Genomic DNA, 16,230 nt, shown 5'->3' on the forward strand with positions numbered 1-16,230 from the left:
TACGATTGCGATTAAGAGGGTACGCCTCATTCCTCCTCGACACCGTGCTCTGCGATATGGCACGTTGATGGGCCTATGACGATGTTTCGCAGGTTCATCATTTCGGTTCTGGTGGTACTGGCGGTCTGGATGTTTTTTTCCTGGCCGGTGCCCCGGTATCTGGGAGAGGGCATCAGTTCAGCCTCCCAGAATATCGAGAAGGGGGCCACCCGCTCCATGATTCCGGGGGATCATCTCCAGTTCCTATACCAGTTCTGGCTTACCGGTGACACCCTTAAGGGGCATACCCCGCTCTTTATCAATCCCTACGAGTTCAATGTCGGGAATGATGCCGATGGCGCGTTTCGTGGCACCTATTATGTGCCGTTTTCCCTTTTCTATGCCCTTGGCGAGGCCATGGGCGGGCGCGCCTTCGGCTATAACTTCAACCAGATCATCACGATGTGGATCATGTTCTTTTTCACCTGGCTGCTGGTTCGGCGTTACAGCCACGAGGACTGGGTCTCGCTGGGTGCCGCCGTGGTGGGGCTCGTTATCCCCTATTCCTGGATCACGATGTTTGATGGCAGTCCGACCGGCCTTACCATGATGTGGATGCCGATCCTCTTCTGGGCATTGGATATCATGATCGCCGAACGCAAGCTCTGGGCGGGTGCCGTCGCCGGAATCGCCATCTGCCTGGCCGAGAGTGACACCCACGTCTTTTTCTTCTCCCTGCTGGCCGCACCGGTCTGGTGCGGGCTGAGTTATCTCTTCCATTATCCCGGCCAATGGCCCGTGCGGGCCCTGTTCCGGTCGCTGCTCAAGGCGGCCCTGCCGCTGCTGCTCTTTCTGGCGGTGGCGGTGTGGCAGGCCTGGTATGTCAGGCATTCGGTGCAGGACACCACGCTGGCAACGACCTCCCGCTCCATTGAGGAAATCCGCGCGGGCTCACCGCTGATGTCGGGGCTGGTCCGGCTGTCCAATACCGGCGAAGGCCGCAAGATCTACCTGGGTGGCTATCTGCTGGTGCTGCTGGCGGCCGGGGCCTGGAGGCTGGCGCGGGCCCGCCGCGACGAGGGGGAGGCGCGAAAGTGGCCCCTGCTGCCGGTCATATTGCTGGGTGGCGGGATTCTGGCCGTGGCCATGTTAGCCACCGGGATTCATAATCCCGGCGGCCCTCGCGCCTGGAAGGTGGTCATGACCCTGATCCCGCCTTACGGGATGATCCGTCAGCCTCATAAGATTTTCTGCCTGATGCCCGTTCTGATCGCGTTGGCGGCCGGCATTCTCTGGCCCGCCTTGTTGCGCGGGCTCACGGCGAGGTGGCGGACGGTGGCGCTGTTGGTGATGGTGGTGCCGATCGTTTACGACTTTGGACATCGCATTTACCCCACGGTCTGCCTGCTTGACCGCGAGCAGGGCGCCTTCAAGGCGATTGCGGAGGATGCGAAGGAGGAAGGCAATCCGCGCCCGCATCTGCTGTCCCTGCCGATCTGGCCCGGTGACTCGCATTTTGACTCGCTGAATGAGTATTACATCTCCCTCTACCGGTTACGCATGGTAAACGGCTATGGCGGGACGGTCCAAAAGTCGTATCAGGATAATATCTTCCAGCGGCTGGAGAGCATGAATGTGGGCGGACTGGCCGATGAGCAGCTCGATTTTCTATTAAGTCGCGGGGTGGGTTACCTTGTCCTGCATGAGGATAACTTTCCCGAGAAGGTATCCCCCTTCCCGGTGGGACAGGTCCTCAATGCGTTGAGGACTCATCCGCGGCTCAAGGGGCTTGGGCAGGATGGCGCGGTGTGGGCATTTAAGATTTTGCCATTGGTGAAAATCAAGATGGTTTCGACGGAGCGAAACCCTCCAATGAATAAGAATTCTCTTTTGGAGGGTTTCGCTCCGTCGAAACCATCTTCAACTTGTTACTTCCCTGCGCGAATGTTTGAATTTGAGAATCTGGTGGCTGAATCCCCAATGAAAGTGACCGGCACCGACTATCTGACGCTTTCCTCAGCGGGGCAGGTGGTGGGGGTTCCCTCCTCCATGACGCTGCTGGACCTGCCGCTGAAATGGCTGATACGCACTAAAGGCTCAGGGACGCTCCTGGTCGCGCCAGTGCTGGGATCGGTCACGAATCCGCCGGTACGGCTGGTGGTGGACTCGCCCGACTGGACCTGGCAGTCACTCCCCATTCCGGCCGGGGTCGGTGTGACGGGCGTTGGGGCGGTGGTGGGGTGGGGTGAAGGTGTGGTGGTCGTCGATTCTATCATTCTGGCCGCGGGCGACTGGGTGAGCCCGGTGCCGGGCGCGAGTCTGGAGTGGCCGGCCAGTGCCTTTTTCCATGCCGGCTATACCCATCCTGAGACTCAGTCGGTTACCTTGAGGGCGAAGGTGGAGCCAAGTTCCATTGTGTTTTATGGCCCGAAGCTCCCCTTGGACGCCGGGCTTTATGACATTGAGCTCGTGTTCGATTCACCGGCCGCCGCGGGAACGGGGCTGGGCCAGTATAATATCCGCTGGCGCGGCGATGAGACACAACCCTGGACCCCTGCGGTGGCCGGATCCCGTGCCATCAGTCAATTCCGGCAGAACGACAACCGCCCCTTTTTCCTGGCCTTCCAGTTCGCCCGCTCCGCCGACATGACCATCACGAAAGTCGTGCTGTCGCGCATTAAGGAATAAGCCCTCACCTTTTCACTGCGTCCGCCCTGATTCTCATCCTGAATCAGGCAGTAAAATCACTGCGAAGGAAGCAGGATAATCGGTGGCGGTATGTGATTATCGGTATTTGATTTGACTTAGAGCTTAAATTTTAATGTATTGTGGGGGTACAATTCCAGTACACAGCAATACGTTATGAAGTTACAGCCACGAGTACAGCGGTTCGAAAAGGTGAAGGCGGCGCTCATCAGCGCCATTGTCAGTGGACAATTCAATCCCGGGGACCGTCTTCCCTCTTTGAGGGATCTGAGCGTGAACTTCAAAGTGTCCCTGGCCACAGTCCAATTGGCTGTCAAGGAAATGAAAGACGAAGAGTGGCTCGTGACGGTTCCCTGCAAAGGGGTTTCTGTAGCCGAACCGCTGCCGCCCATCGCCCACCTGATGCGACTTAAGGACGCCCGTAAATTGGCCGATCACGCGCATAATTTGATCCTGCCCAGGCAGAGTACCGTCGAGCTGAAATGTCTGGTCTATGATGAGGCCCTGCTGCCTGTATTTGAGTGGGCCGCACGGGAATACGCCGAAGCCTATGCCCCTTATTCCCTGCGGGTTGAGGTGCAGCCGTTGGCGGGGGGCGATGAGGAGGCGATCCGCAATATGGATGCAGACCTGATCCTGCTTCCTTCTTACGCGGCCAGCCGTGCCATGCGCATCGGGGTCATTACCCCTTGTGACGGGATGCTGGGCCGGGGTGAAGACCGGTTTGCCGATATCCCCAAAGAGATCGTTGATATGGTTTCCTATGAGGGGAAACGGTGGGGCATGCCCCTGATGGTGGGCGCGCCGATTCTGGTGGCCAATGAGGGGGTGTGCCGGACGGCAGGGATCGATGCGGCCAGCCTGACCGATGTGGACTCATTATTGAAGGCCGTGGAAACCGCGGCGGGCGCTGATTTAAGGGACAAGGATGCCCTGGTTTTCTGTCTGACGTTTATTATGCCTTTCTTAATCTCCGCCGGGTTTGATTTCCCCGGGATTACGCATGTCTCGGAGATGATGGCACGCCCCGCAGTCCGGGCCTTGCTGGAGCGCTTGAAACAGGTGGCCCATCAGCCGGCCGTGGCGGTGACCCGGTTTGATCATTGGGACACGACGGATTATTCCAGGGTGGCCGTGGGCCATTATCCCTCCAGTCTTTTCTGCCGCGATTTGAAGAAGCGGGCGGGCGCGCACGTTCTTCCCATTCCCGGGGCGCCGGGTGGCGCCCTGACGGCTTGGGCCTATAGCATGTGCGTCAGTACCCGGTCCGTTCATGTGTTCGAGGCGTGGGACTGGGCGTCTCATTTGGGGGGCGTGGCCTTTCAGACGCGCCTTGCCGAGTTATCCTATGATGTTCCCGCGAGCGCCAATGCCCAGGTGTGTCGTGCCTTTGAAGGGGCGGTGGGGGAAGAAAATGCACGGACACTCCAGGCGCTAATCCGCAAGAGCAGCCATATCTATCAGGTCGGAACCGAAGATGCGATGCGCTATGTATGGGAAGTGCTGGGTAATGAACTTTACGGATTTGTCACCGGTAAGGTTGATTACGAGCGCATGTCCGAGCGGGTGAAGACCAAGACAGAGCGCTATTTATTGCGTGCGGGTAATGGCGAGTTGACCGTTTAAAGAAGGGCTTGATGCATACGCGTTATTCACTGGCCGTCAATCTGAGACGTTTGGGAATCGCTCCGGGCGATATCCTTTTCATTCATTCCTCCTATCGGAGTTTAGGGCCTGTTGAGGGCGAAGCTGGTGCAGTGGTGGGCGCTCTGGAGGATGCGGTTGGCCCGGAGGGCCTGCTGTTGATGCCTTCCTTCAACCTGAAAGTTAAAGGAGGCGAAGCCCGGGCAGCCATTTGGAACCCCGCCACCTCGCCTTCCACGGTCGGGTGGCTCACTGAATATTTCCGGACGATGCCGGGGACGGTCCGCTCCGATCATTACTCCCACTCCGTCGCCGCGCGCGGAAAGGATGCCATCGCTTATGTCAACGAGCACCTCAGTCCGGAAGGGATGGAGAGCCCGTGGGATCGCAGTCCCTGGGGGCGCACCTACGGTACCCGGTCTCCAATGATGAAGGCCTACCAACAGCCGGCAAGCAAGGTGCTGATGCTTGGGGTCGACTATCTATCCTCAACCTATTGTCATTTTGTCGAAACGATGTTCTGGGCTTGGAACAAATCGACAACGCCCGATGCGCCCTACCAATTCATCAACAGCGAGGTGGCCGGAGCCTGGTGGGACGGCCAGGGTCGCCTGATCCGGGGCATGGTAGGCGATGCGGATTCACGGTTATTCGGTATCCGCGATTTCGTTGATAACCTTCTGGATGCCGTCAAGGTCGAGCCGGACCGTTTTTTGAGAAAACCGGTGGATTAATATATCTATCCTTTTGTTTGACACATCTCTTTAAATAGTCTTTAATAATACAGTTTTGATACACGGCAATACGCTTCGGGAGTGATGATATGCAAAAAAAGAAGGCAATCTGGTGGTTTTTCCCCTCTTTACTGGAACCCTGTGATGGACCGTGGGGAAAATTGAGTGATTTCGGGCATGATCCTGTGCTTACCTGGAAGGCGATTATCGACTGGGCGGCGAAACTGAAGGTGGATCACCTGATTCCCGGCATCGAACCCTACCAGAGCGACCGTGTCTACAATCAATGGGGGTTCCACTACATCTGTCATTTCCCTGATGATCCGGCTGCGCGTTGTTTCGATGAAGAGACCATTAAGCGGAACATCGCCACGGTCCGCGCCATTGCCGCCTATGGGCGTGAGAAGAAGGTCGGGATCATGTTCCATCACTACAATCTCATGGCGCCGGAACGTTGGGTGCAGGAGCATCCCGCCCTGCAAGCCAAGTTAGACGCCGTTCATGATCCGGTCTGGGGGCACCACCCCCGCAATGACCGTCTGGGTAACCTGGTCTCGAACCTCTGCTGGAATGATCCGGAATATAAGGCCTTCATGCAGCGGTGCTGGCGGGAAGTCTTCACCAACATCCCTGAACTGGCTGGTGCCATGATCACGGCAGGTGAGTTCAGTCACTGCGGCTGTGATCAGTGCACCGGCGGTACTCCCGTCTATGTGTTGCAGGATAAGGACAGTCCGGAAGAGGCAGCCCGCGGGGCGGCAGCCAAGGCCATCCGCGATGAAAAACGCGGGGACATGTCGATTGACCTGATCCGCACTTTCACGGATATCCTGAATGAGTTTAAAAAGGAAACCATCGTTCGGACCTGGTTTATGGCCGGGTGGGTGAACCGGTTGCCCAAAGGAATTGATTACGCCACCAAGTACTCCCTATTTGATGCCTGTTGGGGCGGGCCGGATCCGGTCGTGCACAAGTGGCTGGAAGCCGGACACAAGATGTGGGAAACCGTGGCCATTGAGGCGGAGAACTGCGGCCCGATCATGTGGCATGATGAGGAGTGGAATAAGCTCACGGCGCAGCGGAATAACGCGCTGGATATCCAGGGCTGCATCATTCACATCAATGTGCAGTGGGGCCACACCGGCCATATTGCCTCGTTCACGGCCTCTCGCAACATCACGCGGCTGCTGGAGGGATTGGAACAGACGGCGCAAGCGGGTTCATCGTTGGCGGAATTCCGCGACTTCTTCGGGCCTGAGGCGGGAGAGCCAATTTTCCGTGCTGCTAAACTGATTGCCACGTTTCCCCTGCACATGACGAGCACCGTGCATCTGGCGCGAGAAGGTTTTTCGTTTGGCATGCCGCCGTGGTTTGACGGGGATTGGCGCTGGCCGGGTGTGTTGGGAAGTCCTCAATATCAGCCTGAGCCCTGGGCGAATCCGGACGGACTGACCACCATCTATGAACTTGTCAAAGCGGTCGCCGCCAAGCCGGCAAGTTATCAGGCGGTCATGGACGCCCCCAGTGGGACCTGCATCAGCCGTTGTGATGAGATTGCGGTGTGGTGTCAGGAGGCGTGCACGATCCTTGAGACCTGTCCAACACCGCCTTCGCCTGAGGGCCGAAGCGAGCTGCTCACCTTGAAGGCCTCGGCACACATTGCGGCCTTGGCGGCGCGTGAGTATGCAGCCGTTTTGCGGGCCCGTGTGGCCTGGGAAGCGGTTAAGACGCTGCCCACGGGCAGTCCCGAGGCCTGTGCCGCGCGGGAGATGGCGGCCAGCTGGTATGAGAAGACCGTGGCGGCCTTGAGTGACCAGATCCCCTGGGCCCTGGAAATCGCGCGGGTGTATCCCGATGTGATGCATCATGTGGCGGAATCACGTGAAACTTTCAATCGGTTTACCTTGGCTACCCGATTGCGGATTCGCCGTGATGAGTTGAATCGTATCCGCACCGTCGAGGGTCCGGAGTGGAAGAAGAAAATGATGGTAGACTTCTGGTCACATCTGCCCAGCACGATCGGCAGCGGCGCTCTTCGATAATGAAGAAATTTGAACAGAAGCACGCGAAGACCGCAAAGGTGATAAATGATCGTTAAAAGGTGAAAATATGATGAAAAAATATAGTCTGATGGTGTTGGCCGCAGTCGGGTTGTCCAGTTGGGTCGGGGCGGTGGATCTGGTTAAAGAGGGGCGACCGGTGGCGGAGATAGTACTTTCGGAGACGGCCACGCCGAGTGTCAAGGTTGCGGCAAAGGAGCTCCAGCGCCACCTCGAAGCGATGTCGGGCGCCAAACTTGCCATTGTTAGTGAGGCTTCCACCAATGTGGAGAACCACGTCTATGTGGGGGAGAGCGACGCGACCCGGAAACTCGGGGTTTCGCTGGATGATGTCAAGGATGACGGCTTCAAAATCATCGCGGAAAAGAACCATGTCGTGGTGGCCGGGCGTCAGATCTATTATTCGCCTAACGCACTCGCGCAATTCAAGGATGTGGCCCGGAGCAACCGGCAGCAAGCTTGGGAGGCCTACACCGGGCACAAGTGGCGCTTCCCGACCATTATTGACCTTCGCGACTTCAACAATGAGCTGGGACTGCATTTATGGGACGGGACCGGCACGCTCTACGGGGCGTATGAGTTGTTGGCGCAATTGGGGATGCGTTGGTATATGCCCGTGGCCGATATCGGGTTGGTCATCCCGAAACTGAGCAACATCAGCATCAAGGAGCAGTCCATCAAACGGGAACCCCAATTCCCGGTGCGCATCATGGCCAATGGAACCGGCCGTTTGAAGGATGAGTTCCTGTGGTACAAGTCCATGGGGGTCGGGCAAGCGGTTTTCATGCCCATTTATCATAGCGTCAGTGGGCCTACGAAAATAGCGCCCGAGACCCAGCCCCAGGAGTACTACGGTATAGTGGGCGGAAAAGTTGATTACAGTTCACCCCGCCTCAGCAATGAGCGATTGCGGGTGGATACGGTGGAATATCTGGAGTGGGTCGACAAGGCTTTTCCTGGTCTACAGTATGCCTGTATTGGTCAGCCGGATGGCTGGTCGACGCTGGATAGTACGGATACCGCCGCCGGTTGGGATAAGATTGCCGAACGTGGTACGGAAGGCTGTTTCAGTGATTATGCCTGGGATTTTACGCAAGATGTCAGTAAGCGCATTTTGGCGAAACACCCGGATAAGAAATTTACCATTATGGCTTATTCCAACACCCGTAGGCCGCCAGTCAGTCTCGGCCAGCTCCCGACCAATATGGCGGTCATTTTCTGTCAACACATGGCCAACGGCGTGTTTACCAGCACCGAATTAAGTGACCGCAACGAGTGGCTGTCGAAAATGAGCCACAAAGACCAGCTTCTGGTCTATGAATATTACATTGATCACGCCCCGGGCTACAACTTTCCGCCAATTCCTGTGATCTTCACTAAACTGATGAAGCAGGATTTCGACCGACTATACGATCATAGTGCCGGATTTTATGCGGAAGTGGCCTGGTCGACGAGTGATGAAATGGCCCGCAACAAGGATCTCTCACTGCGTCGTCCCGGAATTTCGCACCTGATGCTCTATCTCCACAATCGCCTCTGCTGGGATCGCAATCTCGATGTGCAGGCGGTCCTGAATGAGTACTACGACCTCTTCTTTGGCCCGGCCAAGGCGGAGATGAAAGAGTTTTATGAGTTTTCTGAATCCGTCTGGATGCGGCCCGAGTCCCGGCAGATCACGGCCGCCGGCGGGTTCCTTAAGCCTGCTGATGTGGCACGGTATAGCGATATTCTGGCGCGTGCCAAGGCCAAGGCTGGTGAGACGATCTATGGTAAACGGATAGACTTTATCGTGGCTGAAATGGAGCCGCTGAAGTTGCTGTTCGAGAAGCTGAAACGCACGGGGCCCAGCATCCAGATCAAGGTGAGCAAGGATAAACCGCTGATTGACGGGGATCTGGACAAGCCCTTCTGGCGTGCTGAGCCGTATAGTTTCATTCCGCTGCGCGACATCATGACGGGCGAGGTCCCGGGGCATGCGCCCGCCAACGTCTCGTTCCGCTGGTTGAACGATAATTCCGCGTTGATCATTGGCGTTGAGTGCATGGAGCCAAAGATGGATAAGCTGGTGGCGGGGTGCAAAGAGGCCGATTCACCGGCGATCTTCAAGGATGACTCGGTGGAAATCAGGCTGGAAACGGCAAAGGGAATGCGCCCCTTTATTGTGGTCAACTCGGCTGGGGTTGTTTTGGATGAATGCGTGACGGATAAGCTGGAAGATCTGCCTAACTTCTACAAGGTCAGCAAGGTGGCCGTAAAGAAATATGCCGACCGCTGGACGGTGGAAATGCAGATCGACGCCAAGCCGATTTCCGGCGAGCGGCCCGTGCCCTTTTATCCGTGGGGTGCCAATGTCTGCCGCCTACGCATGGCTGGCAATACGCCGGAGTTCTATATGCTCTCCCCCAGTGGAACCAAATTCAACGATCTGAAATGTATGGCCAATATCTTTGTGAGGAAATGAGGATCAGGCACCGGACACCCCTCACCTAAATCCTCTCCCACAAGGGGAGAGGAAAGAGGGGAATCAGGGAGATAAATCTCTACGCCCTCTCCCCTTGAGGGAGAGGGCGGGGGTGAGGGGTGCTCTGGCGCAAGGGTGAGCAGAGGCGACACCATAATTCTGAATTTATAAAAACATATAACCGAAGGATTTCGATGAAACGTTTATTTCTAATGTCGTTTATCTTTTTCTGCTCGCTAGCTTCATTGCAGGCAGAGGTCACTCTGCCGCCGATCTTTTCCGCTCATGCGGTGCTGCAAAAAGCCGCTAAGGTTCCGATCTGGGGCCGGGCAGCTCCGGGTGAGAAAGTGACGGTCACGCTCGACAAAGCCACCGCCGAGACCACGGCCGATGCAACCGGGAAATGGAGGACGACGCTCGATTTGAGCCAGTCCTCGCCCGGCCCCTTTGCCTTGATCGTCAAGGGCAAGAACCAGTTGACAGTAGAAGATGTACTTGTGGGTGAAGTCTGGCTCTGTTCCGGTCAGTCGAACATGGAGTTTATCCTCCGTGAACTGCCTGCAGATTACATGGAAATCACTAATTCTGCCAATCCGAGCTTGCGGCAGTTTTCGGTTGAAAGTGTTGATACAGGAGTTCAGCCTGATGAGAGCAAAGGCCAATGGACGAGCGCCAGTCCCCAGACGGCTGGCCAGTTCACGGCCGTCGGCTATTACTTCGGGAAAACACTCCAGAAAGAGCTTGGCGTTCCCGTCGGCCTCATCAAAAGTGCCAGGGGGGCTTCCGCCTGCGAAGCCTGGACCCGCCGTGGGGCGTTTGAGATGGATGCCGAACTCAAGGCCGGGGCTGAGGAATCCATTGAGGCCATGGAGTCACGTCCCGCACGCTTGCAGGCGTATCTGGCCGCTGTTCCGGTGTGGGAAGCCAAGCATCAGCGAGCCGATGTCGCAGATCCCGGCCTTCCTGCCAGTAACGGGTGGCAGACAGTAACGCTTCCTGGGCCGGTTGCCGGCTCGGGCGCCGTCTGGCTGCGTCGAACCGTGACCGTCCCGGGTGAGCTTGCGGGAAAACGTCTGCGTCTGGATCTCGGGAATGTGCAGGGCCTGGAGCAAGTGTATTGGAATGGCGTGAAGATCGGGGGAAGCTCGCTTGAGCAGAGCCTGATCAGCCCGTATCGCCGTTGCTTTGTTCCGGAGGATCAGGTCAGGGAAGGTGATGCCACTCTGCTCATACGTCTGTTTAACTCCACCGGAAATACGGCCATTCTCGGTAAGAGTATGGCGGCGGTGGATTCTGCCACCCCGTTTTCGATCGATGGGGAGTGGCAAGTCCAGACCGCTTCTTCGTTTTCCGATCCGTCCCCTTTTCTGGCAGAACTCCCCCCGCTTCCCGGCAACAAGCCGCAGGCCATTCATACTGCTACTTATTTATTCAATGGCCAGATCGCGCCGCTTATACCCTATGCCATTAAGGGCGTGATCTGGTATCAGGGCGAATTTAATAGTCCCTGCGCATTCCAATACCGAAAAACGTTCCCCCTGATGATCAACGACTGGCGTGTGCAATGGCGGCAGGGTGATTTCCCCTTCTACTTCTGCCAACTTGCCAATTACCACCCGAAAATAGCCACTCCCGGCGAAAGCGCTTTGGCTGAAATACGAGAAGCCCAGACCTTGACGTTGGCCCTGCCGAAAACCGGCCAGGCCGTCCTGATCGACATTGGGGAGGAAGGGGACATTCATCCCAGAAATAAGAAGGACGTCGGCGCCCGCCTTGCCCGTATGGCATTGGCTAGGGACTACGGCAAAGGGGGAGAGGATTCCGGTCCCGTTTATGAGTCCTCTGTTATCCAGAGCAATCAAATACGGATCACCTTTACCCATACGGCGGGCAAACTCGTGGCGCGACCTCTGCCTAAAACCTATCAGCCCAGAAGCCTTTCCCCGGAGACCGTGCCGCTGGTGCTGAACCGACCTGACAGCGAACTGCAGGGGTTTGCGATTTGCGGAGAGGACCGGAAATGGGTCTGGGCAGACGCCCGGATCGACGGTGCGGGTGTGATCGTCTCGGCGACCGGGGTCGCTAAGCCCGTGGCGGTGCGATATGCCTGGGCTAATAATCCGACCTGTAACCTGTATAACGAGGCGGGACTTCCTGCTGGCCCGTTCCGGACAGATGACTTTCCGCTGATTACCCGGAACATGAAATTTCCAGCGCATGAAATGCCGCGCCCACAACAACAATCAGGCAAATGATTGAATGTGTTTTTCTGGGTTCTGAAAAAACATAATCGGGTTGACTTTTGCACGGAAAAAGCGTCTAATAAATACAGTTTCAGTACATAGGAATACATCGCGCGCAAGTGGGACGAAATCATTGCAGGAAGAGTTTTTGTGGAAGGGATCGACGAATGCAGCTGAAATGGATCAAAAAGGTTTTTTCCGATGGCAGGCACAACGCTTTTACAGGCCTGACTTTGTTCAAAGGTCATTATCTATTGGCTTTCCGTAATGCTGAAAAGCATGGGTCTGAAAGCAGCAAGCAAGTGATCATGACCAGCCCTGATGGAGAGCAATGGCGCGTGCTTCAGGAGACGGTATTATCTGAGTCCATCGTGGCTCCGCATGCACTCCCGCCAGGGACTCCGATGGATTACCGCGACAGTTACTTCCTGAATGTGGGCGATGAGTTGAAATTGTATTCTTTTTTTGTCCCCCCCATGCGGCGCAATGAAGACGAGCGCATGGCACCGCCGGGGACGCTTCTGATGACGTCTCGGGATGGGGTGAATTGGTCGGAACCGGTCATGGTTTGTGCAGGGGCGATTCTCTGGAAGCCGATTTTCTGGCAGGGCCGCTTCTGGTGCGCGGGGTATCGCCGTGAACCCGGCGTGGGTTATGTGATCAGAATGTATGAATCAGATGACGGCAAAACGTGGCTCCAGGGAAGCGTCATCGCGGGCGGGAGCGAATGCATGCTGACGCCTGCCGGTGCGAATACCCTGCGTGCCTTTGTCCGGACGGAAAAAAAGCCCTGTCATATGGAGATCTGGGAAAGCCAGACTCCCTTTACGACGTGGGAGAGGCTGGCGGTGATTCCCAAGATCATTCAGGCCCCGCATCTGGTGACCCTTAACGGAAATCAGTATTTATTCGGACGCGAGACGCCCTCCTATCAGGATGAGGCTCAGGCAATGAAGCCGCCTTCCTCCTTGCGCCGGTGTAAAATCTGGAAAGTGGTAGAGACGGTAGTCGGGGAGGTCCTTGAATTACCAAGTAGCGGCGACACATCGTATGTTGGCACGGCGATCAGGCCCGATGGACTGTTGCTGGTCAGTTATTACTCCCAGCATGAGGCAAAAGATCCGGATCCGCAACATGACGATCCGAATAATAAACCCTCGGATATTTTTGTGGCAGCCATTCAATTGTAATGCGTGAAAACGGAGGCGGCATGGTGAAGCGTTTTGTCTTAACAGTATGCGTGATGATTGGGACTCTGCCTGTCCTGGCGGGAAGTTTTCCTGAGGACTTCCAGTCTGCCATGCTCCTCTTTTGGACAGGCAAAACCGAGGAGGCTGAGACGGCGTTTGTCCAGTTGTCCGAGCGGAAAGTGGCTCAAAGGGGCGTGGACGAGAGTCTGGCCTATGCCGCCACCTGTGCGCTCGCCCTGAAGAAGCCTGAGCTGGCGTTGGAGCGGGTTGGGAAGATCAAGGATGAGAATCTGGCAAAGTTGGGAAAGATGCAGATTCTTAAGGATCAGCGCAAATACGCCGAATTACTGGAACTGGCGGAGAGTGATGATTTCTCAAAATGGCCGGATGGCAAAATCTACGGGGCGCTGATGTGCCGCGCGAGCGCCTATGCGGGGCTGAAGAAATTCGAAAATGCAGAGAAGGATTTTCGAGACGCCATACAATCCACCTTGCTCGCGAACGATAAGGGGGCCGCATTATTGTTGCTAGGCGAGTTATACCGTGACGGGATGAAGGACAATCAGAAGGCGATCGATGCATATGGTGAGCTCATGAAGCTCGAAGATCTGCGAATTGGACTCTTGAGCAAGGCGGTGACATCGCGTGCCCGATTGTTGGCGCTTCAAGGACAGGGGGGGCAGGCGCTGGTGGAACTGAGTGCCGTGCAGGATAAACCCATTAGGGAGCCTGCGATCATCTGCGCCTTGCGTGTCTGTAGTGGGGAGATGAATATCTCCCTTGGCAAGCCCAATGAGGCATTAGCCTGTTATCGAGGGGCGGCGGGGGTAACGAATGCCCCGGAAGCACTGCTTAAAGAGGTTGGTCAAAAAATCGCTGACTTAGAAAAGCTGGATCAAAAATAAGGGCTATTTTAGAAAATTGGAAATGGATCAGGAGTTGAGGGTCAGAGAGTGCAAAGGGGGTCTATTATGAATAAAGTAATAAATATCAGTGGCGGCATGTTGAGGACTTGGCATCTGGTGGCGGGGCTTCTCCTGATGCCCTTGATGGGTCAGGCGGCGGTCAGCACCTGGACGAGCGCCAGTGGTGGCGCGTGGGAGACGGGTGCGGATTGGCTTGGAGGCGTAGCGCCGTCCAATAATATTGTTTGGATTACCAATAACCTGAGCAAGACGGTAACGATCAGTGGCTCGACCTCATCGGACTACCTGACGCAGACCAATTTGTATGTCGAAGCGCCGGTTGGTTACACCAATACCCTTCTGCTCTCCGGTAACACCAGTCCTTTGGTGGTGCTTGGCGATGTTGTAGGGGCGGGGATGATCGGATATAACGCCAACCGGGTCGGATCACTTGTAATCAACAACGGGTGGCTCTCGACCATCGGCTGTCTCAATGTGGGAAACAATGGAATTGGTCTGATGACCGTCTCAAATGGCTTCTGGACTACCTTCCAATTAAAAGTGGGAACCGCATCTAATTCGTTTGGCAAACTGAGCCTGATTGGCGGAACCAATATGGTTACCTCTACGGGTGTGAGCTTGCAAATAGGTCTCTCAACCGGGAGCGTTGGCGTTGTAGATATGTCTGGTGGGCTACTGCTGGCCACTAATTCTCCCACTTGTCACATTGGAGCTTATGGCATTGGTACGATGACCATTTCGGGAGGGAAAGCAGTAATAACCAGTTTAAATGTTGGCTATTATGCATCATCTTCCGGCACCCTGAATCTGTCTGGGGGTACACTTGAGATTGCCAGTCCCGGGACCTTTGCTGCGGGTGCACTATCTGGTAGTACGGGATCTGTTGTCATGACGGGTGGGGTGCTTATTACCACGAATAATGCGCAGCCAAATAAGGCCGTAATCGGGAGTTCCGGGGTCGGATCCATGACTATATCGAACGGGCAGTGGTTCGCAACTAGTTTTGCCGTTGGGAATAATTCTCCTACGAATGGCGTGACTTCTAAAGGCACACTGACGATTGCAGGTGGGGAGATAATCGCATCGGCTTCCGCGAACGCTGGTTATGTGGCGGGCGCCAGTAATAATACAATTCTCATTACGGGAGGCCTCTTGGAAGCCGCGACTCTGGCATGCCCGAATGGCGGAGGGAACATCATTAGCAATGCCGGAGGCGTCTACCAGTTCACGCCGGCAACCGCCATAGTGATTACCACAAACGGCGGACCGGTGGTGCTCAATGGCGGGACTCTCTCTTTCCGCAATTTTGCAGGTGCTTCAGGTGGTACAAGTGTGGATGTGAGGGGCAACCAAACCGGAACGGCACTGACCAATATGACTTTCACCACGGGAGGCCAGAACGCCTTCCGGCTGAACAACGCGACCAACGCGACGACGGGTCAGTCCTATACTTTTAATTCCGGTCTGGGCGCCACCAACTATGTGCGGCTGGAACTCGTGAGCGGGACGACCTGCTACCGGGGCGGTAGCGCAACCATTGGGAGCGGTGGCTCGCTGCTGGTTTCCAACACCCTTGTGACATTTATTAGCCCCCGCTTACCAACTCCTCCGCCAGTGTTATTCTGGCGGGGCCCAGCACCATTACGGCGGGAAGTAACCTGGTCTGGATTTCAGGATCAGCAGCTACAACCACCGTCGGACTGGTTACATTTAATTCCGCCACCACCAATGTGTTGAGCAGTGGATCGGTTGATTTTTGCCAGCTGGCGGGAGCGACCCAGGCCCTCAATGGCGTCGTGGCCGGTTCTGGTGGTCTCGTGAAAAGTGGGGCTGGAGTCCTGATCCTAGCCGGGAGCAACACCTACAGCGGGGTCACGCTGGTCAGCAACGGGATCCTTCAGGTGAATGGTTCTATCCACAGTAGCGTCACCGCATCAGGAACCGGAACCCTGGCCGGAACGGGCACCGTGTACGGGGCGGTATCCGGAACGGGGCGGATCACCGCGACCATCACGAACAACAGTGGCGGTGCCGAATGCATCACCGTGAGCGGCACCCTGGATGTGTCCGGTGCGGTGCTCAGCGTGCTTGATCCGGGGATCAACTTGTTGACAAGCAGTTCCGCTTATACGGTTGCCAGATTCACGCCGGGCGGCTTGACGGGGACGTTTGTTTCCAATGATCTGCCTCAGGGATGGTTGGTTAGATATAATAATGGAGCCGGCACGATACAGGTCTACCGGGGACATCCCGGCACCCTCATCAAGATTCAGTAGTATCAAGGACT

The 16,230-nt window shown here is 56.1% G+C and carries 10 protein-coding genes; all 10 read left to right on the forward strand.

Going from position 1 to position 16,230, the window contains the following annotated elements:
* Positions 1-75 precede the first annotated feature (75 nt).
* The 10 genes from WCS52_00360 (at position 76) to WCS52_00405 (ending at position 16,219) form a co-directional block, all read left to right on the forward strand.
* A complete protein-coding gene (locus WCS52_00360) occupies positions 76-2,667 on the forward strand; it encodes a hypothetical protein (protein ID MEI6165623.1) in 2,592 nt (863 codons plus the stop codon).
* A 174-nt stretch (positions 2,668-2,841) separates the two neighbouring features.
* Positions 2,842-4,311: a GntR family transcriptional regulator gene (locus WCS52_00365; protein ID MEI6165624.1), complete on the forward strand. Its 1,470-nt coding sequence runs from the start codon at positions 2,842-2,844 to the stop codon at positions 4,309-4,311.
* An 11-nt stretch (positions 4,312-4,322) separates the two neighbouring features.
* Entirely contained in the window at positions 4,323-5,063 is a 741-nt protein-coding gene (locus WCS52_00370; GenBank protein ID MEI6165625.1) for an AAC(3) family N-acetyltransferase, read from the forward strand.
* Positions 5,064-5,152: 89 nt separating this feature from the next.
* A complete protein-coding gene (locus tag WCS52_00375; GenBank protein ID MEI6165626.1) occupies positions 5,153-7,105 on the forward strand; it encodes a hypothetical protein in 1,953 nt (650 codons plus the stop codon).
* A 67-nt stretch (positions 7,106-7,172) separates the two neighbouring features.
* On the forward strand, positions 7,173-9,584 hold the full coding sequence (locus WCS52_00380; protein ID MEI6165627.1) for a DUF4838 domain-containing protein: 2,412 nt from the start codon (positions 7,173-7,175) through the stop codon (positions 9,582-9,584).
* Positions 9,585-9,778: 194 nt separating this feature from the next.
* Positions 9,779-11,839, forward strand: coding sequence for a sialate O-acetylesterase (locus WCS52_00385; protein ID MEI6165628.1), 2,061 nt, complete (start codon positions 9,779-9,781; stop codon positions 11,837-11,839).
* Between the two features lie 155 nt (positions 11,840-11,994).
* Positions 11,995-13,017: a sialidase family protein gene (locus WCS52_00390; GenBank protein ID MEI6165629.1), complete on the forward strand. Its 1,023-nt coding sequence runs from the start codon at positions 11,995-11,997 to the stop codon at positions 13,015-13,017.
* A 20-nt stretch (positions 13,018-13,037) separates the two neighbouring features.
* Entirely contained in the window at positions 13,038-13,922 is an 885-nt protein-coding gene (locus WCS52_00395) for a hypothetical protein (GenBank protein MEI6165630.1), read from the forward strand.
* A 66-nt stretch (positions 13,923-13,988) separates the two neighbouring features.
* Positions 13,989-15,680, forward strand: coding sequence for a hypothetical protein (locus tag WCS52_00400; protein MEI6165631.1), 1,692 nt, complete (start codon positions 13,989-13,991; stop codon positions 15,678-15,680).
* The gene (locus WCS52_00405) at positions 15,677-16,219 is read left to right on the forward strand and encodes an autotransporter-associated beta strand repeat-containing protein (protein MEI6165632.1); all 543 of its coding nucleotides are present in this window, start codon (positions 15,677-15,679) and stop codon (positions 16,217-16,219) included. Before WCS52_00400 ends, WCS52_00405 begins: the two co-directional genes overlap by 4 nt.
* Positions 16,220-16,230 lie beyond the last annotated feature (11 nt).

This window comes from bacterium (assembly GCA_037128595.1).
GTDB lineage: Bacteria > Verrucomicrobiota > Kiritimatiellia > CAIKKV01 > CAITUY01 > JAABPW01.